We start from the raw sequence: 24,462 nt of genomic DNA, 5'->3' as shown, positions 1-24,462 counted from the left end.
ATTACTGTCACGTAATATAGTGGCAGTATATTTTTAAAAACATACATACCAAACGTCGGTATCAATTAAGGAGGATTTAGAATGAATCAAAAAACAACTTTATTCCACCGGGATTTCACACTGGTGGTAATCGGACAGATTATTTCCCTTTTTGGAAATGCAATTATTCGATTCGCACTGCCACTTTACCTGCTGAATATAACGGGATCTGCTGCTTATTTTGGGCTTGCCAGCGCACTGTCATTTATTCCAATGATTGTGTTAACTCCTATTGGAGGGATGATTGCAGACAGGGTGAATAAAAGAAATATTATGGTGGTACTGGATTTTGCCACAGCAGCGCTCATAACTATATTTTCAATTACTATGGGGAGACTGAATCTGATTGTACTATTGATCATTACATTAATGATTCTTTATGGAATACAGGGGGTTTATCAGCCGGCTGTTCAGGCTAGTATGCCCCTGCTGGCAGATGAAGAACATTTGCTGCAGGCGAATGCCGTGATCAATCAGGTCAGCGCACTTTCTAATTTACTGGGTCCTATTATAGGAGGAATATTATTTGGATTATGGGGGCTGCCCCCGATTTTGGCAATCGGCGGTATTTGCTTTTTCTGCTCTGCGGTAATGGAGATTTTTATACGTATTCCAAATGTGAAGACCAGAAAAGCGACAAGTATGCTGGTATTAGTGAAAAGTGATTTTAAGGAAAGCATGACTTTTATTGTTAAAGAAAACCCCATTATCATGAAAGGAATCATGATTGTGGCAGCGTTTAATTTATTCCTGAGTTCTATGGTGATGGTATCCATGCCGGTTATGATTACACAGACTCTGGGTATGCCGGACCAGATGTATGGATATGCCCAGGGGGCTTTGGCAGCAGGTGGGTTACTTGGCGGCATACTGACGGGTGTTCTGGCTAAAAAATTAAAGGTGGAGCAGACCTCATGGATGCTTTTAGGTTCTGCGATACTGTTAATTCCTATGGGGGCTGTGTTTTTAATTGATTGTACCCCAATGGCTGCGTATATCATTATTACCATAAGCAGTTTTGGATTGATGGGTATGTCTACCATGTTCAGCGTGCAGATGCTATCTTTTGTTCAGGGGCAGACTCCGGCACATTTATTAGGAAAGGTAATTTCCTGGGTACTGGCATTGGCTATGTGTTCGCAGCCGGTTGGGCAGGCAATGTATGGAGCTCTATTTGAAAAATTTAAAATGACACCGCATATCGTTATTTTTGGTGCAGCTTTTATCTCAATTGTAATTGCATTAGCAGCAGGAAAAGTCTTCCGATCCATGGGACAGTCATTTGAAAAGGAAGAAGTGGGAAGTTATTAGAGAAATATCTTGTACCAGGTTTTGAATTTACTCAAAACCTGGTTCTTTTGTTATCTGAAAAAGAAATCTTATTCCGGGAACAGTAAGAAATTAAAAGTTGAAATAAGTCAAAAAACCTCGTATAATCAATTTTATATAAGAAATATCTATGAAATAAAGCGAGGTGCCTGATGAAAGAAACAAAAGTCATTTGTTTTACGAATAATAAAGGAGGAAGTGGTAAATCTACTACCTGCTCTAATGTAGGATGTGCTATGGCTATGGCCGGGAAAAAAGTGCTTTTGATCGATGCGGATATGCAGCTGAATTTATCACTGTCATTTTTTACAGAGGATGAGGTATTAGAATTTGCTACAGGCGATAAGAATCTTTATCAGGCGATAAAGGCCCAAAAGGACTTGAGTGATTACATAGTTTCTACCGCTTATGAGAATCTGGATCTGATTCCTTCTTCTACTTTAATGAGTTCTATTGAATATGAATTGTTTACAAAATGGCAGAGAGAATTAATTCTGAAAAAGTGTCTTGAGAAGGTTCGTACATCCGGTATCTACGATTATATACTGATTGATGCACCTCCTACGCTTGGAGGATGGGTAATGAACATACTCTGTGCATCCGATCAGGTAATCATACCGGTAGAAGCCAGTCCCTGGGGCTTATTTGGCCTGGCAAATATGTTTGATTTTTTAAATGAGGTGAAGCAGATTTCAACAGAACTGAAACTGTTGGGAATTGTAGTAACAAAAGTAGATACCAGAAAGAATTATTTTAAACAGACAATGGAAACATTAAAGGAGATGGAAGATATCCATTTATTCGAATCTTATATTCGGGTGGACAGTTCTATCGAATGGTCACAGGATAACAGCGCACCGGTAGTTGCCTATAAAAAGAGCAGCAGAAGTGCAAAAGAATATACAGCATTGGCAGAGGAGGTACTGGAAATTGGCAGTAGGTAGAGGAAGCATCATGAGAGCAGCGAAATCAGGAAGTAAAAAGGAAAATAATATAGAGTTTATGACACAGGCAACAGAAAATCAAGTGGAGGAAAAAAGTATGGCAGAAGAGAAGCAGGAAGTAAAAGAAGCAGCTGAAATGCCGGCAGAAGAACAAAAGGAATCTGTTAAATCAGAAACAAAAGCGGAAGTGTCTGCAGCTGAAAAACCCGTGAAAAAAACGACCAGAAGAAAAACTGCGCCTAAGGAAGAGCCGGTAACGAAGGAAGAGCCAGATAAAAAGGCTGAACCGGCAAAGAAGGCAGAACCAGCTAAAAAAGCGGCTTCGGCAAAGAAAACGGCTGCAGTAAAAACAACATCAAAAGCAGCACCTGTGAAAAAAGCAGCTGCAAAAACAAAGGCTTCGTCACGAGTAAAAAAGGAAACGAAAGAAACCGTTATGGTTGAACAGGAAACAGGGGTACAGAAGAATTATATCGGTATTAAGGATAAAATGCCCACTTATTTATTATAAAAAGTTTTTTCTGAATACCTTTCTTTTCCTGCATTTATTATACGGCAGCAGCGGGTTTTGGATTAGGTAGATTTCAATGTGGATTTTTGTTGTTTTCTAGGATTTGAACTTGCGAATCCCAAATAAATGTGGTATATTAATGTTAATATGTTAACAATGACAAAAAAGTGATAAAGAAGGGACGGGAATCATGAATAGTTTTGATATTAAGACGAAGATATATTTCGGTGACAATGCATTAGACCGTTTGACAGATATTCCATATCAGAAAATAATGATTATAACAGATCCGTTTGTAGTCCAGAGCGGTATGATCGAACTGGTAACAAGACGATTGGACAAGAGTGGGAAAGAATATTCCATATACAAAGATGTAGTGCCGGATCCGCCGATTGAAAAAGTAGTTTTAGGCGTAAAAGCACTGTTGGAATATCAGCCGGAAGCAATTGTTGCAGTAGGCGGTGGTTCCGCGATTGATTCCGCAAAAGGTATGCGTGAGTTTGCTACAAAGCTTGGTGCAAAAGAAGAAATGGCTTTAATTGCAATACCTACTACAAGTGGTACAGGCTCTGAAGTAACGTCATTTTCTGTCATTTCCGACCCGGTAGAACAGATTAAATATCCACTGGTTTCCGAAAGCCTGCTTCCAACCGAAGCGATTTTAGATGCAGAGCTGACCAGAAGTGTTCCGCCTGCAATCACAGCAGATACCGGAATGGATGTATTTACCCATGCGTTAGAAGCATATGTAAGTACCGAAAATCAGGAATTTGCAGCAGCATTATCCGAAAAAGCAATTGAAATCTGCGGCAGCTTCTTATTACGTGCTTACCTGGATGGAAGCGACACACATGCCAGAAAGAAAATGCATATTGCATCTTGTCTTGCAGGACTTGCATTTAACTCCGCTTCGCTGGGGATTAATCACAGTATGGCACATCAGCTGGGTGCAAGATTCCATATTCCTCATGGACGTGCGAATGCAATGCTGCTGCCATTTATTATTCAATATAACAGTTACATAAGCAAACACAGCAGAAGTCAGAAGGAATACCCGAAACAGGTTAAAAAATACGTAACGATCGCAAGAATCTTAGGACTTCAGAACTTTAATACAATCACTACCATTAGAGCATTGGTAGCCTGGGTACAGTTCATGTTAAGAGAAATGGATATTCCGCTTTGTATTGCACAGACTGGAAAATGCACAAAAGAAGAATATTTTGCAGCAATTCCGGCTATGGCGGATGCAGCTTTAGCGGATGCCTGTACACCAACCAATCCAAGAGTTCCAACCAAAGATGATATTATGGATATCTACGAACGTCTCTGGGATGTAAATTAATAAATAGATACGAAATAGGGCCGCACAAGAGCATTTTTCAGAGATGATCTTGTGTCTGGCTCTGTTTTTTGGAGAGAATATGAAAAAAGATGCGGGTCATTATTTGACAAATCCCTGGATAGTAGGAATACTTGCCGTGATCAGCACTGCTTTGTGGGGAAGTGCGTATCCCTGTGTGAAATCGGGATATGAGATCTTTCAGATAGCTGCAGAGGATATTGGATCAAAAATTTTATTTGCGGGCTATCGATTTTTCCTTGCAGGGATCATGACGTTTGTTTTTGTATGGATACTAAAGAAAAGATTCCCGGTTCCGGTTCGGAAAATGATACCCGGAATATTGGGACTGGGTGTGGTACAGACCACGATACAGTACATTTTTTTCTATATCGGAGTTGCGAATACCACCGGTGTAAAAGGATCAATCATTAGTGCGTCGAATTCCTTTTTTACCATATTGCTGGCTCATTTTTTTATGAAAAGTGAGAAGCTGAATATTCAAAAATGTGTGGGGTGTCTTCTTGGGTTTGGAGGAGTCATTCTTACTAATTTTTCCCTGAGTGGATGGGATACATCTTTTTCAATTCAGGGGGAAGGATTTTTGATGATTTCTGCATTGGCATATTCTGTGGCTTCTTTGTGGTCAAAGCGGCTTGCGCAAAAAGAAGATCCCATTTTGATTACTGCATTGCAGCTCTTATCTGGAGGTGCTCTGTTAATTGGTATAGGATTTTTAAGCGGTGGAAAGATTGTCATCGGATTCTCTGCATCCGGGTTACTTCTGCTTTTATATATGGCATTTATATCCTCTGCAGCATTTTCCATATGGACGATTCTGCTGAAATATAATCCCGTGGGAAAGGTAGCGATCTATGGATTTATGATTCCGGTGTTTGGAGTGTTTTTATCTGCAATTTTCCTTCAGGAGAATGCCTTTACCCTGAGAAATCTTGGGGCATTGATTCTCGTCAGTGCCGGAATTATAGTCGTTAACAGGCGTAAGATAAAGTAGTTAAAGTAAATGTGCACAGAATACAGGGCTGTAACTTATGCGTTTTTCTGAAATGCAAAAAATCAGGAGAATTGGAGTTGCCAGCCGTGTATATCTGTGCTATGATAATTATAGAATTGGAAACGGTACCGATAACGTTACCGGAAACAGATAAAGAAGAACAGAGGAGGCACTTATATGAGAGCCAGTGGAATGTTATTACCGATAGCCAGCCTTCCATCTAAGTATGGAATTGGCACATTTTCAAAAAGCGCATATGATTTTGTAGATATATTAAAGGCGGCAGGCCAGAAGTTCTGGCAGATTCTTCCTCTAGGTCCTACGGGTTATGGGGATTCACCATACCAGTCATTTTCTACCTATGCTGGAAATCCATATTTCATTGATCTGGACCAGCTGGTGGAAGAAGGATTGTTAAGTGAAAAAGAATGTAAGTCTTTTGATTTTGGTACAAATAGAAGACATATTGATTATGGAAAGATCTATGACTCCCGATTTCTCCTTTTACGGAAAGCATACGAGCACTGTGAATTAGAAGGAAATCAGGATTACCAGAAATTCTTAGCAGAGAATGAGGAATGGCTGGATGATTATTGCCTGTATATGGCAGTAAAAAATCATTTTGACGGAGTCAGCTGGGACCATTGGGATGAGGATATCCGGCTTCGTAAACCGGAGGCAATGGAAAAGTACAGGAATCTGTATGAAGATGAAATTAATTTTTTCCGCTTTCAGCAGTTTAAGTTCCAGGAACAATGGTATGCATTAAAGAAATACGCAAATCAAAGCGGTGTGGAGATTATTGGAGACATTCCCATTTATGTAGCATTTGACAGCGCAGATACCTGGGCGCGTCCGGATTTATTTCAGTTTGATGATGAGAATCTGCCCATCGATGTAGCTGGGTGCCCTCCGGATGGATTTTCAGCTACAGGCCAGTTGTGGGGGAATCCTCTGTATAAATGGGAATATCACAAAGAGACCGGATATGTATGGTGGGCAAAACGTATGGAACGGTGTTTCCGCCTTTACGACATTGTGAGGGTAGATCATTTCCGGGGATTTGATGAATATTACGCGATTCCTTATGGAAATAAGACTGCAGAAAATGGATGTTGGAAAAAGGGTCCGGGACTGGATCTGTTCAGGCAGTTAAGGAAGCAGTTAGGGGAAATGCGGGTGATTGCGGAAGATCTCGGATATTTAACTCCAAGTGTTATACAGATGGTGGAAGAGAGCGGATTCCCGGGGATGAAAGTGCTGGAATTTGCATTTGATTCCAGGGAACCAAGTAATTACCTGCCTCATAACTATGACAAGAACTGTGTGGTTTATACCGGTACCCACGATAACCAGACACTGAGAACCTGGTATTATGAAATGGCAGAGGAAGACCGGGAGCTTGCTAAAGAATATATGAATCTGTATGGCAGAAGCGATGAAGAAATTCACTGGGAGTTCATTCGTTTGGCACTTTCCAGTGTGGCAATGCTGGCGGTAATACCGGTACAGGATTATCTTTATCTGGATTCCGATGCCAGAATTAATACGCCGTCTACTTTAGGTGATAATTGGACCTGGCGTTTAACCGATGAAGATTTTGATGAAGAATTGATTAGCAAAATCAGAAAACTTTGTGTTTTATTTGGCAGAAGTGAGTAAGACAATGGGATAGATAAAACCGGAGCAGAGGATAGTACTGCATTACATCTTATTTTTCTTGTATTTTTATTCATCAGTTGATATACTTTTACTATTAGATAGTGGGAAGAGGAAGATCAATGGAAACTATTACGATTAAGGATATAGCAAAGTTATGCGGTGTTGGTGTGAGTACGGTGTCCAGGGCGATGAATAATCATCCGGATATTAATGAAGAAACGAAGCAGAAAATCATGGAAGTGATTAAGGATTATCATTATGTCCCCAACAACAGCGCAAGGAATTTAAAGCGTGCAGATGCAAAGGCAATTGCAGTATTAATTAAGGGGATTACGAACCCGTTTTTCAGCAAAATGATCAAAATATTTGAGCAGGAAATTCAGGAGAAAAAATATACATTTGTCCTGCAGCATGTGGATGACCACCAGGATGAGGTGGATGTTGCAATCCGCCTGGAAAAGGAAAAAAGATTGAATGGAATTGTATTTTTAGGCGGTCATTTTTCCCATTCCAGAGAGAAGCTGGAGCAGATTCCAGTTCCCTTTGTACTCAGTACAATCGGTCTGCGGGACCAATCCGGCAGTGAAAAGTATTCCAGTGTCTACGTGGATGATGTAAAGGAAAGTGCCAAGATGGTAAGTTACCTGATTGAGCAGGGACACCGTAAAATTGCTATAATCGCATCCGGTGAGGATGATGAGAGTATTGGAAGGCTCCGGCTGGAGGGGTACAGAAGGGCGCTGGAGGAACATGGTATTGAATACGATGAATCCTATGTAGCCCGGATGAAGGACGATGTGGATAGTTATTCAATGGAAAACGGTTATGCAGTTACGAAGGAACTGCTGGAATCAGGAAAAGATTTTACGGCTATCTTTGCAATTTCTGACAGTATTGCAATTGGATGCTGCAAGGCTATTTTTGATGCTGGAAAGAGTGTGCCGGAGAACTATTCGGTAGCGGGATTTGACGGTCTGGAAATGGCGGCTTATTATCATCCGTCTGTCACAACAATAAAACAGCCGGTAGAGGAAATGGCAGAAGCTACGATAAAAATGCTCTTTGATGTGATCTTAAACGGTGCACGGGAACAGCAGAGAGTATTTGATGGAGAACTAATAGAGGGAAAATCCGTAAAAAGGATAGTGTGAGAATGAGATAAAGTATCTGCAGGATATGGGAGTGTAAAATATTGTGATTAAAAGAGAGTGAAAAAAGTTTCTTCGAACTTATGCACTCTCTTTTAATTTTCATTTTAGAGAATTGTTCGAAAGGGGCGCTATTCATCCATTGCTTTTTTATTTTAGAAAATATATAGAATCATTTTAGAAATTCTGGGCGCGAAAGTCCTTGTAAAAAATCATTAAATCATATACAATATACAAAGATTATAATTGTTAACGATTAAACTAAAACAGGTGACAATATGGGAATTATAAAAGCAAGTAAGCTTGTATATGAATATTTTAAATATGGGGAAGACGGAAATGTAGAATCTACCCAAAGAGCGATTGATCATGTGGATCTGGATGTGAAAAAAGGGGATTTTATTGCAATATTGGGTCATAATGGCTCTGGAAAGTCTACCCTGGCAAAGCATTTGAACGCGATTCTGATACCTACGGAAGGAACGCTGTATGTGGATGGGATGGATACCCGGGATGATAACAAGGTGTGGGAGATACGGCAGACTGCAGGCATGGTATTCCAGAATCCGGATAATCAGATTATAGGAACGGTAGTGGAAGAAGATGTTGGGTTCGGACCGGAAAATATGGGAGTGGAGTCCAAGGAAATCTGGGAACGGGTTGAGGAGAGTCTGAAAGCAGTCGGCATGTGGGAATATCGGGAAGCATCTCCGAATAAACTTTCCGGCGGACAAAAGCAGCGCGTTGCCATTGCAGGTGTCGTGGCGATGCATCCAAAGTGTATTGTTCTGGATGAGCCAACTGCTATGCTAGACCCAACCGGCAGAAAAGAAGTAATCCGTACCGTAAGAGCTTTAAATCAGGTAGAAGAGGTGACGGTAATTCTGATCACCCACTATATGGAAGAAGTGGTACATGCCGATAAAGTTATTGTGATGGATGAGGGCAGAGTTGTAATGCAGGGAACGCCCAAAGAAATTTTCTCACAGGTGGAAACCCTGAAAAAATATCGTCTGGATGTTCCTCAGGTAACGCTGTTGGCTCATGAGTTAAAAAAGGCAGGTGCAGATCTGCCGGAAGGTATTTTAAGTGTAGATGAGTTGGTGAATGAACTATGTCGATGAAAATAGAAAATTTAAGTTATGTGTACAGTGAAGGTACAGCATTTGAAAAGAAGGCTCTGGATAATATTAATCTGGAGATTCCAGATGAACAGTTTATCGGGATTATCGGTCATACCGGATCAGGTAAATCCACATTGATCCAGCATTTGAATGGCCTTGTTAAAGGGACATCCGGTAAGATCTATTATGACGGGGAAGACATCTATCAGGACGGGTATGATATGCGCAGTCTCAGAAATCAGGTAGGACTGGTTTTCCAGTACCCGGAGCACCAGCTGTTTGAAATTGATGTATTTACCGATGTCTGTTTTGGTCCTAAAAATCAGGGATTGTCAAAGGAAGAGACAGAAGCGAGGGCATTAGAGGCGCTTCAGCAGGTAGGACTTAAGGAAAAGTACTATAAGAAATCTCCATTTGAATTGTCCGGTGGACAAAAGAGAAGAGTGGCTATTGCCGGAATTCTCGCGATGCAGCCGAAAATGTTGATTTTAGACGAGCCTACTGCTGGTCTGGATCCCAAAGGACGGGATGATATTCTGGATCAGATAGCAAAACTCCATAGGGAGAGAAAAATAACGGTTGTTCTGGTATCACATAGTATGGAAGATGTTGCGCGCTATGTGGAGCGTATTATCGTTATGAACAAAGGAAAAGTCATGTTTGATGGCAAGCCAAAGCATGTCTTCCAGCATTATAAAGAGTTAGAAGCAATTGGATTGGCGGCGCCGCAGGTAACTTATGCTGTAAAGGCCCTTGAGAACAAAGGATGGAATATTGATACCAGCGCTACCACGGTAGAAGAGGCAAGGGATGCCATCTTAAAAGCCATGAAAGGCAGAAAAATGCAATAATGCATGGTGAAGATGTTGAAAGGCTGAAAGAAAAATGAGAAATGGAAAGGAAGCCACACTGTGATTCTTTCAACCTGTTTTATTTGTGGCAGTATTGCAGGCGGTCCTGCAATATGCAATGGTTATAAATATGATAAGAGATATTACATTAGGACAATATTATCCGGTGAAATCTCCCATTCACCGTCTTGATCCCAGGACTAAATTAGTCGGTACGATTGTATTTATTGTATCTTTATTTATCGTCCGGTCTTTTATTGCTTATGCATTTGCTGCTGTCTGCCTGGGTGTCGTGATAAAAATGTCTAAAGTACCTTTTAAATTTATGGTAAAAGGTCTGAAGACGATTATGATTCTTCTGATGATCACGGTTGTTTTTAACCTTTTCTTAACAGGCGGAACCCCGGTTTTGACAATATGGAAGTTTACCATTACCCGGGAAGGAATAGAAACGGCAATATTTATGGCGCTGAGGCTGGCATTTTTAATTATAGGATCATCGGTCATGACTTTGACTACAACACCGAACCAGCTGACAGACGGTATGGAAAAGGGGCTCCGTCCCCTGAATAAATTGCATGTACCGGTACATGAAGTAGCGATGATGATGTCTATCGCACTTCGTTTTATCCCGATTTTGTTAGAAGAAACGGATAAAATAATGAAAGCCCAGATGGCCCGGGGCGCTGACTTTGAAAATGGGAATTTGATTCAAAAGGCAAAGAACCTGGTTCCATTGCTTGTCCCGTTATTCATCTCTGCATTTCGAAGAGCGAATGATCTCGCCATGGCTATGGAAGCACGGGGCTATCATGGCGGTGAAGGAAGAACCAAGATGAAGCCGCTGGTTTATAAAAAGCAGGATTATGCAGCGTATATATGCCTTTTAGTGTATTTAGCAGGAATGATACTGATAAAATTATATGTAAAAATGTAAACAGCAGGACTGGATTTCAGGGATTAAAATATAATCAGTTGATTTCAAAGAAAAATAATTTGATACTATATTGAGAGTTTGGATATGAAATAAAAGTAGGTGCATGGAACATGAAGCGAGTAAAATTAGTGGTTGCGTATGACGGCACAAATTATTGCGGTTGGCAGGTACAACCCAATGGGAATACGATAGAGGATGAATTAAATCATCATCTTTCCGAACTTCTCCAGGAGGAAATTAAGGTAATCGGTGCCAGCAGAACAGATGCCGGAGTACATGCCCTGGGGAATGTAGCTGTTTTTAATACAATGGCAAGAATGCCGGCAGATAAGATTTCTTATGCGATGAATACCAGGCTTCCGTCTGACATCCGTATTCAGGATTCCTGTGAAGTGCCAGAAGATTTTCATCCGCGTTTCTGCAACACGGTGAAAACATATGAGTATAAAATTTTGAATAAACGGTTTCAGGACCCTATACGCCGCCTGTATTCCCTGTTCTATTATATCCCACTGGATGTGGAGCGTATGCGTAAAGCGGCTGCTTATATGGTAGGGGAGCATGATTTCGCCGGGCTTTGTACCCATAAACCGGAGATAACCAATACGGTAAGAACAATTTATTCACTGGATATTGAAAAGAATGATGATCTGATTACAATCCGGGTTCGAGGGAATGGATTTTTGTACAATATGATAAGAATAATCGCAGGTACCTTAATCCGGGTAGGAAATGGCAGCTTTGAACCGGAGTATGTATTGGATATTCTGGAAGGTAAGGACCGGAAAAAAGCAGGTGAGACAGCAAGGCCGGAAGGATTGACTCTGGTAAAAATAGAATACACAGACAAAGAGTGATGTTTTAATAATATTAAAAACATCACTCTTTTTTATTGACAAAATAAATATATTATGTTAAAGTGTGGATATACATCTAAATGATATAAATTCTGGCATATCGCCAAAGGTTTTCCCTATTTTGTAACAAGAAAGATTTTTACGCAAATAACAGCAGTAATCATTATAGAAACAAGCGATAACACTTGTTGTTTTAATAGTGTGATAAATCGCACAATTATAAACGAAGCTAGAATAGTCTCTGATTTTTATAGGGATTTTCTATATAAAAATATGGAAAGGAGGAATATGCCTATGAAAGCATTTCTGGAGGAATATGGTATTATCATTATCGTTGCAATTATTGCGCTGATTATGGTTTTGCTGGCAACGCCACTGGGACATTACATCGGTGAAGCAGTCGCTGCCACCGTCACAAATTTCATTACCAAGTCCGGTATCTCAAGCCCCCCTCAAATAACAATGCCCTGGTAGTACAATTAATTGCAGGGACCGTCTCAGATCCCTGCATAACAAGGAAAGAAAGGAGGAAGCAGTATTAATAATACAGTTGATTTTTGGACCTTTAAAGAAGAAAATTATGGACCTTTCTTAAAGTATGTTAAAGATGACCTGGTGACAGACATCAATTATAATGGCAGGGATACCTGGATAGATCACCTGGAAAAGGGGCGTTTTCTTGCAGAGGACATCGAAGTTACATCAGATTTTATCAATCAGTTCAGTATGCGTCTGTCCAATGCGGTCAGCGCAAATTTCAATAAAAATGAAAATCTGCTGGAGGCAGAGACGAAAACTCTGCGGATATCAATAATACACGAAAGTGTAGCCAGTACTGGCCGCTCTGTATCAATCCGTAAAACAGATCCCTGCAGACGGCTGACAGAGCCGTTGATGCAGAAAACAGGATATTGTTCGGGAGAGATGATGGCATTTTTAGAAAATGCCGTAAAAGCTCATATGAATATTATTATGTGTGGACTTCCGGGATCGGGAAAGACGGAATTGTTGAAATATCTGACTGGATTTGTACCTGCGAATGAAAGAGTAATCACGATTGAGGATAATCTGGAAATTCATTATGCAGATATTAATCCAGGCAAGGATGCGGTGGAACTAAAAGTAAATGAAAAATTGTTTGATTATACCAAGGCAATAAAAGCATGTCTACGCCAAAATCCAAAGTGGATTATGTTGTCAGAGGCCAGATCGGCGGAAGTGAAATATTTGTTGGAAGCAATGAGTACGGGTACCCATTGTCTGACCACGCTGCATACAGATGATGTTCGCAAAGTGCCGGATAGAATTCAGAATATGATGAAAGATTCCCTGGCTGCGAACCGCATGGAAAATGACATATACTCATTTGTGAATGTGGGTATTTTATTAAAAAAGCGAATGAATCATGTAGGAGTGATACAGAGATATATCGAACAAATCTGTATCTATAACAGGAATGAAGTTAGAGGGGTGAATGAAATTATGATGCTTGCTGAAAATGGCGAAATGACAAGTCGTAAACTTCCTCATAATATTGAGAGAAAATTTACACAGGATAATATCGAAGATCCCTTCCGGGTACGAGGGAGGTATGAACATTGGAAGTGAGTGCGAAAAGAAAACCGGGTATTTGTAACTGGCTCAGCCCCAAAAATTTAGTGTATGAAGTAAACAGGTATGGGTATCATTTTTCCCTGTTGGGTTTTTGGAAATTTTATCTGCTGGCGCTCGTCAGTATTTTTATCATAAGTATGATTTATCAATTACAATTGCCTTATATTCTGGCTGTATCAATTTTTTCTCTTTTTCTCTCCCCTTTTATTATTTTAAATACGTATAAGAATATGTATCAGCAGAAGCGATTTCAGGATGTGACAAATTATCTGGAGCAGTTACTGTATTCCTTTCGTAAAGGACCAAAGATTCTCTCGTCTCTCCAGGATACTCTGGCTGTATTTCCTGAAGGCCAGATGCATGACCATATTCTGATGGTTATGGACGCCATTCAGAATAAACCGCTTGAAGAGAGCGGGGATCTATACCGTGATGCATTTTCTGCAATGGAAGAGGCTTACGGATGCCGCAGACTGCGTCAGGCGCATGAATTCTTAATAAAGGTAGAGAGCTTTGGCGGAGAATTCAGCGGAGCAATCGATATTTTACTGGAAGACCGAAGGCTGTGGATAGAAAGAGTATATGAGTTGGAGAAGGACAGAAGTAATCTAAAAGTGAAAATAACCATTTCACTGGCACTTTCATTTCTGATTTGTGGATTGACCATGTTTATGCTCCCAAAGGATTTTCAGACTTTACACAATGGTTTATCACAAGCAGCAACGATGTCGTTGATTATCAGCAATATTATCATCTGGTATATCGGGCAGAAGAAACTGAGTGTGAACTGGCTAAACGATCTGGAAGAGAACCGGGAGGAGATCAAGAGATGTTACGATCGTGTAATGAAACATAATCCCAAAAAAGAAAGAAAAAAGTCCTTTATAATGGCGGGATTGTGCATGATGATAGGTGCATCAGGAATCATACTGCAAAATATCCCCGTAACGATCATTGGAGCATCAGCTGTTATTTATGCACTGATGCAGCCGGGAATGGGACTTAAGATGGCTAAAAAAAGAATGGTAAGGGAAGTTGACAAGGCATTTCCGGTATGGATTATGGAGATATCCCTGCTGTTACAAACGGACAATCCGCAGGTGGCGTTAACAAAGTCTGTTGACCGGGCACCTTATGTACTACAGGAAAGCTTACAAAAACTGGTGAGTGAAATGGAAAAAAATCCGGCAGCCATTGATCCGTATCTGGGATTTATGACTGAGTTTGATTTGCCGGATGTTCAGTCTTTCCTTCGTATGTTATATTCCATGTCTGAATCAGGAAGTGAAGACTTTAAAAAGCAGATTATATTTATGGTGGAGCGTAATAACCGGCTTTTGGATAAGTCGGAAAGAATTATAAATGAAGATAAGACAGCGGGGACAGGCATGTTGGTATTGATTCCAATGGTAACGGGATCCCTGAAAATGATGACGGACCTGGGAGTCTTTCTTATGTCTTTACTTAGTTTAACACAGGGAATGTAGAGGAGGTGTCAGATGAAAGCAGTTTTAGAGGAATATGCATATGTCATAATAGCAATTGTTTTGGCGGGACTGATATTAATGTTTTTATATAGTGGCTTGAAAGAAGGTGGATTTTTAGAAGTGCTGGCAAGAAGGTTTTCCAGCATGATAGCTGGGACAGCCATATAATTTCAACTAACGCGGGAGGCATTGGGATGAAAGTTTTTATACAGGAGTATGGGAAAGTGCTGATAATTGCCCTAATTGGTATTATCAGCATGATGATTTTATTGTTTCATGGAGCATTTATGGATATGGTGGATAGTCTTAAGCCTGCGAATCCGGATGTACGGAATGAGTTTACAAGATTGAAACTGGGCAGCCTGTCAAAAAGAGAAAAGCCAAAGTTTGTCTTCTCTTCTCCAGAATTAAGACTTGGGGATAAGATCCTGATCAGAGATCTGGTGGTAAGTGCAACCGATGCTGACGGAAATGATCTGAAAGAGCATATCCGGTATTACCTGGAGGATGGGACACCGGTAACATCTGATTATGAAATCAGGGCAGTTCAGTTTGGGACGATGTCTTTTCGGTTTCGTGCAGAGGATTCCCAGGGGCTTGCTGCAGATAAGAAATTTGCCATAGCAATCGTAAATAATCCGGATAGTCTGGAGGCAGCAAAATTATTGGAAGAATGGGATATTGGACAAGCAGCGGAAACGGTGTCGGCAAAGATTTTTGAGTACGATTATCAGGCTGGCGGCACTTTTACAAAAAGATATGTACTTACCATTAATGGAGAAGGAGCAGCAAAGGCTTATGGAAGTCCAGAACAGATACCATGGTTGAGAAATTATGCAGATAAGATAACGGAATGTGAGATTGCACGTTCTGTCCGAACAGAGGATGTTAGTTATTGGTTTAGTGAATGCTCCAGACTGGAAGTGATTCCGCAGTTCTATGGAGTCCGCAAAATGCAGGGAACTTTTCAAAATTGCAAAGCCATAAAATATGGTTACATCGAAAATACAGTGGAAAATATCAGCCAGGCTTTTAAAGGATGCACCGAAATGACTTCAATGGGACCCATCTTTTCTTCCGTAAGTATCATGGATGAAGCTTTCTCAGGATGTGTAAAGCTGAGGGGAGAATTGTTAATTGAGGCAGATCCGTTAAGCTACCAGGACTGCCTGGAGTTGACGGCAAGCCAGACGGGCGGAGTTTCTTTGAAAATATATGCTGCAAATGAAATCAATAGTTCCACCTTAAAAGAGATGGTAATACAGGAGATTATAAAGTTGAATGGATCTAATGTAAGATATTTGGGTATAAAGGAATAGATCACGTTAAAACACATGCTGGGGATGATATAAAAGAAGGTTTTGGAGATGGAGGCACTTATGAAGGATATCTTAGAAGAATATGGTCAGACAGCCGCAATTGTTATAATTGGATTGTCAATGGTGAAGATTCTGTGGGCTGTGATGGGGGCATTGTCGTACTAAATTAGAGATAAGGGAGAGAATATGAAAGGAATTGTTGAATTTTTTATGATTACCATTACTTTTGCGTTACTTGCAATTTCAGGAACCGCATATATTACGGCATCTATCAATACCGCTAATGCAAGAGACTATCATGCATCTATCATAAATGAGTTGGAAGCCAGTAATTTTAATCAGGAGATAATAGAAAATCTATATACCGATGCGGCAGATAAAGGTTATGTTCTTGAACCAATACTTCCTTATGAAATAGAGGATTATGAAAAAACAGCTGAGGTTGTTCTTAATTATAACTACGATATTGGAATTTTAAATATAACAAATGAACAACATTCAATACGTGGTTATGCAAGATAAGGGAGGATTATATGAAAGCGGGAATCATTACATTTATCAGCATCCTGATTTTACTTTTGACAGGAAGCATTATTTATACTGTTTCAGGAAGAAATATCAGAAAATCGGAACTGGAAAAAAGTCTTTCCAATGCAATTGAACAGACAATGAAAGTTAAATATCTGGATCATACGTATCCAATCAGGGATCAGGACGAACTGATTGCAGATTTAACCGGGAATTTATTTGCACAAATAACCAGTGATGCAGATATTGATATTCATATTAAAAATATAGACTTTGAAAATGGTTGTATGGATGTAGAGGCCGTAGAACACTTTAAATATTTTAACGGGAATGAGGGGAAGATCGCAGTAAGGAAAACAGTGATATTTGAGCAGTTTCAGGATCCAAATGACAAGTTCTATCAGGTCAGATTTTTGAATAAGGATGGGTCACTGTTTCGGCAGATACAGGTCTACCATGAGGGGCGCCTGACAGCACCACAACCGGAACCTGCCAATTTGATTCGGTGGGAATTAACAGATGATACTGCATGGGATGGGGATTTCAGCAAAATCGTAGTAACAAGAGAAATGACATTTCGTGCGGTATGCAGTTAGGGGATTATATTATGAAAAGAAAACCAGGAAAAATTATTATAGCAGCTACATTAATATTTGCGATGTGTTTGCCGGAAACCGCTTACGCAGTGAACAAAAGAGTACCGGAGATATCAGTTGAATCTGTGACAGAAAAGGAAAAGATAATAGAAAAGGAAAATGAAACGCAAACAACAGAGAAAAGGGATAGGGAGGGGGAACAGGATAAGAGGGAACAGGATAAGAGGGAACAGGATAAGAGGGAACAAGATAAGAAGGAACAGACAGGGGATGATGCTCTGAAAATTATTTTTACAGATGAAATAAAGGGAGAATTTGACAAGGGAAAGCTTATCATTACAGGTACTGGAAAGATACCTGATTACGAAAAAGGAAGTTCGCCACTGAAAGAAGTTATGAAAAATATAACCTCCATACAGGTAGGGGAGGGTATTACAGAAATAGGGAATTATGTGTTTGCTGATTGTGTTAATGCAGAGAAGGTTGAACTTCCGAAAACACTTGTTGCCATAGGTAATTATTCTTTCGCTTATAACGTAGCCCTAAAAGAAATAAACTTTCCTGCAAATGTGGCAGAGATCGGAGCAGGGGCATTTTTTAATGGGATTAACCTCAGCAATACGGAATACCCCATAAGTCTAAAAACAGTAGGCGAAGCAGCTTTTTACAATTGTTATCATACCAAGACAGCCACAGATCAGGAAATTAAAATTGGTGCTGAAGCATTCTATTTATGCCGGAATCAAGTTGTTTTTACTCCGGATAAAGCATACTTTTTGGAAAATGGAAGCCGGGTACTATTTGGAAATATATACAAGGCAGCTGCAGATTTGGCAATAAAGCTGGATAGTGAAGAGACTGGGAAGGTTTTATCACAATTGGAGGTGGAATATAATCAGACGTTTGAAACTGTTAATGACTATTTTGACTATCTTATAGAACTTGAGCAATATGGAATAAAAATAAGTTACAGACTGGAAGTGCTGCAGAGTGTGAATGAGTCTCATAAGGAAACTGAGTCTGAGTCGGAGAGCGAAACAACAACAGTTACAGAACGCCAGGAAATAGAATCTAATACCGAAACGAATTCAGAAGTAAAATTAGAAGCTGATTCAAAAGCTGATTCAGAATCTCTCTCAGAAGCTGATCCAGAAAACAAAACGCAAACGAACACACAAGCCAATTCGAAACAAACAAAGAGTGAAAAGCAACTTATTCAATTTTCAGAGAACATAAGGGGTGAATTCCTGGATGGAGTACTTACGGTAACCGGGAAAGGAAATCTCCCTGATTTATCAATGTATACCCAAAACCCCATCGATGATATAAAGGCTGAAATTGAAACTATTATTATAGAAGAAGGAATAACTGCTATAGGTGATTTTACATTTCGTAATTGTTTAAATGCAGAGATACTGCGATTGCCGGATTCTTTAAAAGTTATTGGTAAATATGCTTTTGCTGACAATTACTGTCTTTCAAAAGTACGGTTTCCCGGCAATCTTGAAGTTATCAAAGAGGGAGCGTTTAGTAAGAATATTAACCTTCAGGCAGAGAGTTTTCCAGGTTCTATGCAGAAAATAGAAGGATATGCATTTTACAACTGTTTTAAGGTCAGAGAAAAGGATGCAGAAGGTAAAGGAATTAAGATAAATCAAGATGCATTTTTCCAGTATCCAAGCTATGTAAAGCTTGAAATTCAATCATATGGAAAAACCGATTCCAGAGGTAATCTCAACTATGTTGGAAGCCTGTATTACAATGCCCTGCAGATGTCTAAGGAATTACAGGATTCTGAAATTCAAGATATCCTGAAAAAGCGCAGTGATAAATCTGGAAAGAAATACAAAGATCTCAAAAGTTATTATGACGATTACATTAAGAAGAATTATCCGGAAGCAAATATCAAATTTAATGTTTCTATTGTAGATAAAAACAATGGTTTAAAAAATGCTATTTCTCCTTTTGCAGCTACAACCAGAAGTGCATCAACACAGGCAGAACTGGAAACTGCAATTAGACAGTCCGGCAGTGGTGATATTATCAATATTTCCAAAAATATGACATTAAAAAATGTTGTTATCACAAATAAAAATATTACGATTAGGGCAGCCGGCGGCAACCGGACAATCACGCCTGCCAATGGAAACAATGTTACTGCATTTATTATAAATGGTAACAGCAAAGTAACATTTGCAGCAACGGGAACCCATCTGGCATCCAACGGATCCGTGGCAGATAATAAACTATATATCGGTGCAAGTGCGTCAAAAGGGACTGGAAACTGTATCAATTCCAGTAATATCATAGTTCAGGGAACGGCTAGAACTACAATCAACAGTAACGTTCTTGTGCGCAACAGCCGCTATCATACCGTATATGGAGATCCAAATACAACTATAGTATTGAATGGTGGAAGCATTATGAATACGAAAGAGATCACAGCTGTAAACGGCGGTGGAAATACCTTTGGAATTGGATCTTACGGAACCATTCTGATTAAAAATGGTAAAATTTATTGTGAAAGTTCAAATCGGAAAATGCAGTATGGACAGGGCGTCCACTCCAATGGTGGTACGATAGAAGTCACTGGAGGAAGTATTTATAACTGTATCGTTGGTATTGGGGTTAATCATGGAAATGGTGCAAACGGTGGTAATAAAGAGGATGCATATGCTAATTTTAGCGGCGGATATATCTATAATAATGATATTGGTATTCAAATAAATAACTCTATGGCAGACATTAGTTCAGTATATGTTGGATTAACATCATATGCAAATGCGGACACTTATAAAGTTTCCTCTAATGCGTCCTATGGAATATCCATATCCAACAAATCAGAAGTATGGATAGAATCCGCAGGTAGGATTTACCATACAGGGAATGAAGCCATACACAATGAAGGGACATTGGATATTACAAGCAATACAAATGGTAATAGAACTAAAATATGGGGGAATGCATCATATGGTATCCGCAATACACTTACAGGTTATGTATACCTTTATGGTGTCAATATTGATGGCGCTAAGACAGGTATTTTAAATGAGAATACCAAAAAAGATAGCTGTATGATGGAAAATTCACCTTTTTCAACGAAAGGCACGGTGATACAAAATTGTACGTTACGAGGTGTTATGAATAACGGTAATATGGCAATTGTTACAACGGACTTTGGTCTGGGCAACCGGGTAGAGATTATTAATAATGGAGGGGGAGATAAAGGTGGTGGAATTTATAATAATACTGGCAGAACCTGCTTGTTAGATGCACAAAGTGGAGATACAGACTCTATCCGAATTAATTCTAATAAAGGAAATTATGGTGGCGGTATTTATAATGATGGTACAATAACGATGAAGGGGACTGCTTCTGTTTCGGGAAATACAGCATCAGCAAGTGGCGGCGCTATATATAACAATAATAGATTAATTATGAATGGCGGAAGGATATTGAATAATATTGCTGCGACTTACGGCGGCGGTATAATGAATAAAAATACCCTGAATGTTACCGGGGGCGAGATCGGGGGAAACCGGGCAGCTGCTAACAGCGGCGGTGGAATATGTAATGATGGCGGCACCCAGGGAGTTGCTACAGTCTTAACCATATCAAATGGTAAAATATATGGTAATACTTCCAATAAAGGATCCGGAATTGAACAGCATGGTGCATATAATCCCAAAATGACTGTAAAAGGCGGGTGGATATATGGAAATGCTGGCGGCTATGGGATACATAATGACGCCGGAACAGTAGAAGTGAAAGATGGAGCAGGTATGGGATTCTCATCATGGACAAGCAGTACCTCCTTTACACCAAGTAATAATGGAGAGGGAAATATCTATAATAAGGGAAATCTCACCGTTCAGGGAAGTGCAAATGCATGGATTTGTCTAGCTAGTACAACTAATTTTAATATAAATAATGTAGGAATTTGTACGATTAATTCATCAGGAAATTTGCCGGTTATAACAGGGAAGTCCACTCATGCAATAGATAATTCAGGACAAATGTCAATAGAGAAAGTTCTGGTTTTAAATGCACAAGCCGGAATTTACAATAGTAAGAACATAAATATAAATGGTGGAGGAATTTACGGATGCACTGCTTATGGGGTATACAATACAGTTTCCGGAATCGTAAATATGGGGAACGCAGATATCCATGATAATAAAAACTACGGGACGGGGGCAGGGGTTTATAATCTAGGTACCTATACTATGACATCAGGATATATTCGTAATAATACTTCATCAGGCGGCGGCGGTGTGCAAAACAATGGGATATTCAAATTGAATGGGGGAGAGATTAAAGATAATAGCTCAGGCAGATTAGGCGGAGGTGTCAGGAATGATGGGACATTTACCATGACTGGTGGAGGCATTAATGGAAATACCGCAGCCAACGGAGGCGGCGGTATCTTTAGCGGAAGAAATAATGAACTGACCATATCTGGAGGTACCATAAAAAATAATAAAGTTTCCGCTGGGAATGGCGGCGGAATCTATACCGATACCCATGATACGAAGACATTAAGTCTCACAAATACAACGATAACGGGTAATGCAGCTACAGGAGGTAATGGAGGTGGAATATATTACAATGCCAATGTTACATTAGAAAGTAATAATATTAACAGCAATACAGCAGTGACTGGTGGCGGCATTGTCTTCGGAGGACCTGTGAATACGATGAAATCAGGTTCTATATCTAATAATACAGCCCTTTCCTGGGGTGGAGGTATCCAGGTGTTGTCAGGTAATACACTGGTATTAAATGATGCATCTATTTATGGAAATACTGCTCCCGGTGATGGAGGGATAAACAATGATGGATCAATCCGAATGACTGGGGGAACGATCTATAGTAATAAATGTAAAGCCGGCAATACCGGTGGAGGTATCAGGCTTGGAAATGCTGCTGCATCCTTTACAATGACTGGAGGCAGAATCTATGGAAATAGCGGATATGGAATTGTTAATATGTTAGGTACTGTAAATTTGGAGAATGCTTCATCTTCCAGTAATGGATGGTCTTTAATCGGATTCGAAAAATTTGAAAATGCATCGGGTGGACTTACTCAGGCACAGGCAGAATCTAAACAAAATTCAATCGGCGCAATTTACAATGCAGACCGATTAAACATTAAAGGCAGGTCACGTATATACAGTGGCGCCACCTATGGAATTTATAACCGTGGTAAATTAAATATGTTTAGCGGTGCAAATTGTACATTATCTGGTAATTCTGATGTTGGAATTTATAATGGAAGCACTGGTACAATGACAATGGGTGAGGAAAATCAGATCTGGCTTGCAAAAACAGGGTTGAAAAACGAAGGAACTGCAACTTTGAACGGTGGCACTATCACAGAAAATACAAAAAGGGGATTAGAGAATGCAGGAACCTTTAATCTATATTCCGGGGGTATCTTACATAACGGCAAAGAAATTACATCCAAATTCTTTCCCAATGGAGTCACCGGATCTCATGAGATGGGTAATAGTATATATCAAAATGGTATTTTAAATGTAAAGGGAAATCCAAATGTGACACAGGATATATTTTTAACACCGAATCATTTCATTACTGTGGAGAATACGTGCGAAGCGGCTTTTATTACATCCATGAAGGAAGAGGATACTTTTAAAGGCAGAATATTGGCTAACTACAAATTCAATACAGAAAAGCAAACAGGAAAGTATTCTTTGGAGGCTGATACGAAAGAATTCGCAGACGCAAAGGGAATGGTGATTGATGATCAGACCGGTGTTGATAGGGACTATCCGTATCAGGTATTATTGGATGGTAAAAGAGTTCTGATTAATTATCTGCCGAATGGGGGAACAGGGAAGATGGCAGGGGATGTTGTGCCGTTAGAGGCTGATTATACATTGCGGGAGAATGAGTTTGTGTTTAATAGCCATTCATATGCGGGATGGGACCCAGAATCAAATAAACAATCATCTGATATTCGTTTTCTGCCAGGACAGATTGTGGTACCAGCCACAACTTTTCCAAATTATATAAAAATAACAAGCAAAAAACATCTTATAAATAAGAAATCTCAACATGTATCTGTATCAGCGTTAGTAAAGGCATACGGAAAACCTGTTTCAAGAGTTTTAAATGACGTTGACTATGATTACCAATTGGATTTAAATGCTATTTGGAATGAAGCTCCAATAATAGAGACTACAGTATTAGAATTTTATGAAGGTGAAGTTGTAAAAAAAGATCAGTTGATGGAGGAGATTTATTTATCAGAGAATGGTGCCACTGACAAGGAAGATGGAATAAAAATCAAAAGTATGGAATATTATCCACACCTTCTTGATGATAATGTAAAAATTGTAGGTATTGAATATTTTCCGATACAAAATGGTTACAAACCTAATCAAAGTAATATAATATTTGCTGAGAATATGCCAGACGAGTATTTCTTAGATACTTACGATAAAAAGGGAATGATACAGGATGAAGAAGTTAGGCATAAGCTGACATTCAAGGTCGAAGACAGTACAGGAAATAGCACAACAAGAGAAAGTGATATTAGAATATTATATAACAATTATCCAACTTTAAAAGTACCGGAGAATCTTTTTATGACAACAGAAGAGCTTAGAAGAAAACCATTAATGATGAATGATTTGCAAAATTATGCAAAAGCAAATGATATTGAAGATGATGCAGCAAAGAATCAGGGTTTGACTGATGCAGATGGAAATTATATTAATATTCAGGATAAAGTAAAAATTTTATACATCCAAAATGAATCGAGCAATATCATACAGCCAGAGCTTATTCAAGATGTAGGAGAGTATTTTATTACTTACTCAGTGAAAGACCGCTTTGGTAAAGAAACGCAGAAAACTATGAAACTAACTGTTTTAGAGCCAGCACAGTTAACAGCAAGTAATGTTGAATACGTAAGGTTTATATCCCTACAACATTTGGATACACTGGATAAATATTCGAAATGGAATAAAGATGAACTCAAAGCCATTCTAAAAAATGAAACTTCTGTTGAAACGAACACTTATACTCATGAACAGATCCTAAAAATAAAAGAGCTGATGCAGGGATTGAAGAATAAGAACGATTTTGAATATGCTATAAAGGTTATAAAAGAACAGTATATGAATAAATAGTA

Annotated in this window: 19 protein-coding genes; all 19 read left to right on the top strand. The window is 39.4% G+C overall.

Annotated elements, in window-relative coordinates; all coding sequences use genetic code 11:
- Positions 1 to 81 precede the first annotated feature (81 nt).
- The 19 genes from RHS_RS21915 (at position 82) to RHS_RS21830 (ending at position 24,460) form a co-directional block, all read left to right on the top strand.
- Positions 82 to 1,350, top strand: a complete 1,269-nt coding sequence (locus tag RHS_RS21915; RefSeq protein ID WP_047834371.1) for an MFS transporter — start codon at positions 82 to 84, stop codon at positions 1,348 to 1,350.
- A gap of 170 nt (positions 1,351 to 1,520) precedes the next feature.
- The gene (locus tag RHS_RS21910) at positions 1,521 to 2,312 is read left to right on the top strand and encodes a ParA family protein (protein WP_027296298.1); all 792 of its coding nucleotides are present in this window, start codon (positions 1,521 to 1,523) and stop codon (positions 2,310 to 2,312) included.
- Complete coding sequence (locus RHS_RS21905; protein WP_395023307.1) at positions 2,299 to 2,823, top strand: hypothetical protein; 525 nt, start codon at positions 2,299 to 2,301, stop codon at positions 2,821 to 2,823. Before RHS_RS21910 ends, RHS_RS21905 begins: the two co-directional genes overlap by 14 nt.
- Positions 2,824 to 3,013: 190 nt before the next feature.
- Positions 3,014 to 4,168 (top strand): 1-propanol dehydrogenase PduQ, encoded by a 1,155-nt coding sequence (locus RHS_RS21900; protein ID WP_027296299.1) that lies wholly within the window; start codon positions 3,014 to 3,016, stop codon positions 4,166 to 4,168.
- Between the two features lie 79 nt (positions 4,169 to 4,247).
- Positions 4,248 to 5,180: an EamA family transporter gene (locus RHS_RS21895; protein WP_047834380.1), complete on the top strand. Its 933-nt coding sequence runs from the start codon at positions 4,248 to 4,250 to the stop codon at positions 5,178 to 5,180.
- 177 nt (positions 5,181 to 5,357) lie between these two features.
- On the top strand, positions 5,358 to 6,842 hold the full coding sequence (malQ, locus tag RHS_RS21890; protein WP_027296301.1) for a 4-alpha-glucanotransferase: 1,485 nt from the start codon (positions 5,358 to 5,360) through the stop codon (positions 6,840 to 6,842).
- 119 nt (positions 6,843 to 6,961) lie between these two features.
- On the top strand, positions 6,962 to 7,993 hold the full coding sequence (locus RHS_RS21885) for a LacI family DNA-binding transcriptional regulator (protein ID WP_047834370.1): 1,032 nt from the start codon (positions 6,962 to 6,964) through the stop codon (positions 7,991 to 7,993).
- A 275-nt stretch (positions 7,994 to 8,268) separates the two neighbouring features.
- Complete coding sequence (locus RHS_RS21880) at positions 8,269 to 9,114, top strand: energy-coupling factor transporter ATPase (RefSeq protein WP_027296303.1); 846 nt, start codon at positions 8,269 to 8,271, stop codon at positions 9,112 to 9,114.
- Positions 9,105 to 9,965: an energy-coupling factor transporter ATPase gene (locus tag RHS_RS21875; protein ID WP_027296304.1), complete on the top strand. Its 861-nt coding sequence runs from the start codon at positions 9,105 to 9,107 to the stop codon at positions 9,963 to 9,965. Before RHS_RS21880 ends, RHS_RS21875 begins: the two co-directional genes overlap by 10 nt.
- A 130-nt stretch (positions 9,966 to 10,095) precedes the next feature.
- Positions 10,096 to 10,902 carry an energy-coupling factor transporter transmembrane component T gene (locus RHS_RS21870; RefSeq protein ID WP_027296305.1) on the top strand — a complete coding sequence of 269 codons (807 nt, stop codon included), beginning with the start codon at positions 10,096 to 10,098 and terminating at the stop codon, positions 10,900 to 10,902.
- A gap of 110 nt (positions 10,903 to 11,012) precedes the next feature.
- A complete protein-coding gene (truA, locus tag RHS_RS21865; RefSeq protein WP_027296306.1) occupies positions 11,013 to 11,759 on the top strand; it encodes a tRNA pseudouridine(38-40) synthase TruA in 747 nt (248 codons plus the stop codon).
- A gap of 294 nt (positions 11,760 to 12,053) precedes the next feature.
- Entirely contained in the window at positions 12,054 to 12,233 is a 180-nt protein-coding gene (locus RHS_RS21860; RefSeq protein WP_044289699.1) for a hypothetical protein, read from the top strand.
- 141 nt (positions 12,234 to 12,374) lie between these two features.
- The gene (locus RHS_RS21855; RefSeq protein ID WP_395023301.1) at positions 12,375 to 13,367 is read left to right on the top strand and encodes a CpaF/VirB11 family protein; all 993 of its coding nucleotides are present in this window, start codon (positions 12,375 to 12,377) and stop codon (positions 13,365 to 13,367) included.
- Positions 13,364 to 14,860: a hypothetical protein gene (locus RHS_RS21850; RefSeq protein WP_395023299.1), complete on the top strand. Its 1,497-nt coding sequence runs from the start codon at positions 13,364 to 13,366 to the stop codon at positions 14,858 to 14,860. The genes RHS_RS21855 and RHS_RS21850 overlap by 4 nt, the downstream gene beginning before the upstream one ends.
- Before the next feature lie 12 nt (positions 14,861 to 14,872).
- Positions 14,873 to 15,028: a hypothetical protein gene (locus RHS_RS31625; protein WP_156043044.1), complete on the top strand. Its 156-nt coding sequence runs from the start codon at positions 14,873 to 14,875 to the stop codon at positions 15,026 to 15,028.
- A gap of 26 nt (positions 15,029 to 15,054) precedes the next feature.
- Positions 15,055 to 16,179: a leucine-rich repeat protein gene (locus RHS_RS21845; RefSeq protein ID WP_047834368.1), complete on the top strand. Its 1,125-nt coding sequence runs from the start codon at positions 15,055 to 15,057 to the stop codon at positions 16,177 to 16,179.
- A 186-nt stretch (positions 16,180 to 16,365) separates the two neighbouring features.
- Complete coding sequence (locus RHS_RS21840) at positions 16,366 to 16,701, top strand: hypothetical protein (protein WP_027296310.1); 336 nt, start codon at positions 16,366 to 16,368, stop codon at positions 16,699 to 16,701.
- Between the two features lie 11 nt (positions 16,702 to 16,712).
- A complete protein-coding gene (locus tag RHS_RS21835; protein ID WP_047834367.1) occupies positions 16,713 to 17,303 on the top strand; it encodes a hypothetical protein in 591 nt (196 codons plus the stop codon).
- An 11-nt stretch (positions 17,304 to 17,314) separates the two neighbouring features.
- The gene (locus tag RHS_RS21830) at positions 17,315 to 24,460 is read left to right on the top strand and encodes a leucine-rich repeat protein (RefSeq protein ID WP_047834366.1); all 7,146 of its coding nucleotides are present in this window, start codon (positions 17,315 to 17,317) and stop codon (positions 24,458 to 24,460) included.
- Positions 24,461 to 24,462: the final 2 nt, after the last annotated feature.

It is taken from the genome of Robinsoniella sp. RHS, assembly GCF_001029355.1.
Lineage (GTDB): Bacteria > Bacillota > Clostridia > Lachnospirales > Lachnospiraceae > Robinsoniella > Robinsoniella peoriensis.
This window is presented reverse-complemented; position numbering and strand designations above follow the sequence as displayed.

Coding starts and splice junctions, on each gene's coding strand:
- RHS_RS21900 (WP_027296299.1), top strand. CDS start 3,014: ATGAATAGTTTTGATATTAAGACGAAGATATATTTCGGTGACAATGCA.
- truA (WP_027296306.1), top strand. CDS start 11,013: ATGAAGCGAGTAAAATTAGTGGTTGCGTATGACGGCACAAATTATTGC.
- RHS_RS31625 (WP_156043044.1), top strand. CDS start 14,873: ATGAAAGCAGTTTTAGAGGAATATGCATATGTCATAATAGCAATTGTT.
- RHS_RS21875 (WP_027296304.1), top strand. CDS start 9,105: ATGTCGATGAAAATAGAAAATTTAAGTTATGTGTACAGTGAAGGTACA.
- RHS_RS21840 (WP_027296310.1), top strand. CDS start 16,366: ATGAAAGGAATTGTTGAATTTTTTATGATTACCATTACTTTTGCGTTA.
- RHS_RS21915 (WP_047834371.1), top strand. CDS start 82: ATGAATCAAAAAACAACTTTATTCCACCGGGATTTCACACTGGTGGTA.
- RHS_RS21880 (WP_027296303.1), top strand. CDS start 8,269: ATGGGAATTATAAAAGCAAGTAAGCTTGTATATGAATATTTTAAATAT.
- RHS_RS21845 (WP_047834368.1), top strand. CDS start 15,055: ATGAAAGTTTTTATACAGGAGTATGGGAAAGTGCTGATAATTGCCCTA.
- malQ (WP_027296301.1), top strand. CDS start 5,358: ATGAGAGCCAGTGGAATGTTATTACCGATAGCCAGCCTTCCATCTAAG.
- RHS_RS21910 (WP_027296298.1), top strand. CDS start 1,521: ATGAAAGAAACAAAAGTCATTTGTTTTACGAATAATAAAGGAGGAAGT.
- RHS_RS21895 (WP_047834380.1), top strand. CDS start 4,248: ATGAAAAAAGATGCGGGTCATTATTTGACAAATCCCTGGATAGTAGGA.
- RHS_RS21830 (WP_047834366.1), top strand. CDS start 17,315: ATGAAAAGAAAACCAGGAAAAATTATTATAGCAGCTACATTAATATTT.
- RHS_RS21835 (WP_047834367.1), top strand. CDS start 16,713: ATGAAAGCGGGAATCATTACATTTATCAGCATCCTGATTTTACTTTTG.
- RHS_RS21860 (WP_044289699.1), top strand. CDS start 12,054: ATGAAAGCATTTCTGGAGGAATATGGTATTATCATTATCGTTGCAATT.
- RHS_RS21870 (WP_027296305.1), top strand. CDS start 10,096: ATGATAAGAGATATTACATTAGGACAATATTATCCGGTGAAATCTCCC.
- RHS_RS21885 (WP_047834370.1), top strand. CDS start 6,962: ATGGAAACTATTACGATTAAGGATATAGCAAAGTTATGCGGTGTTGGT.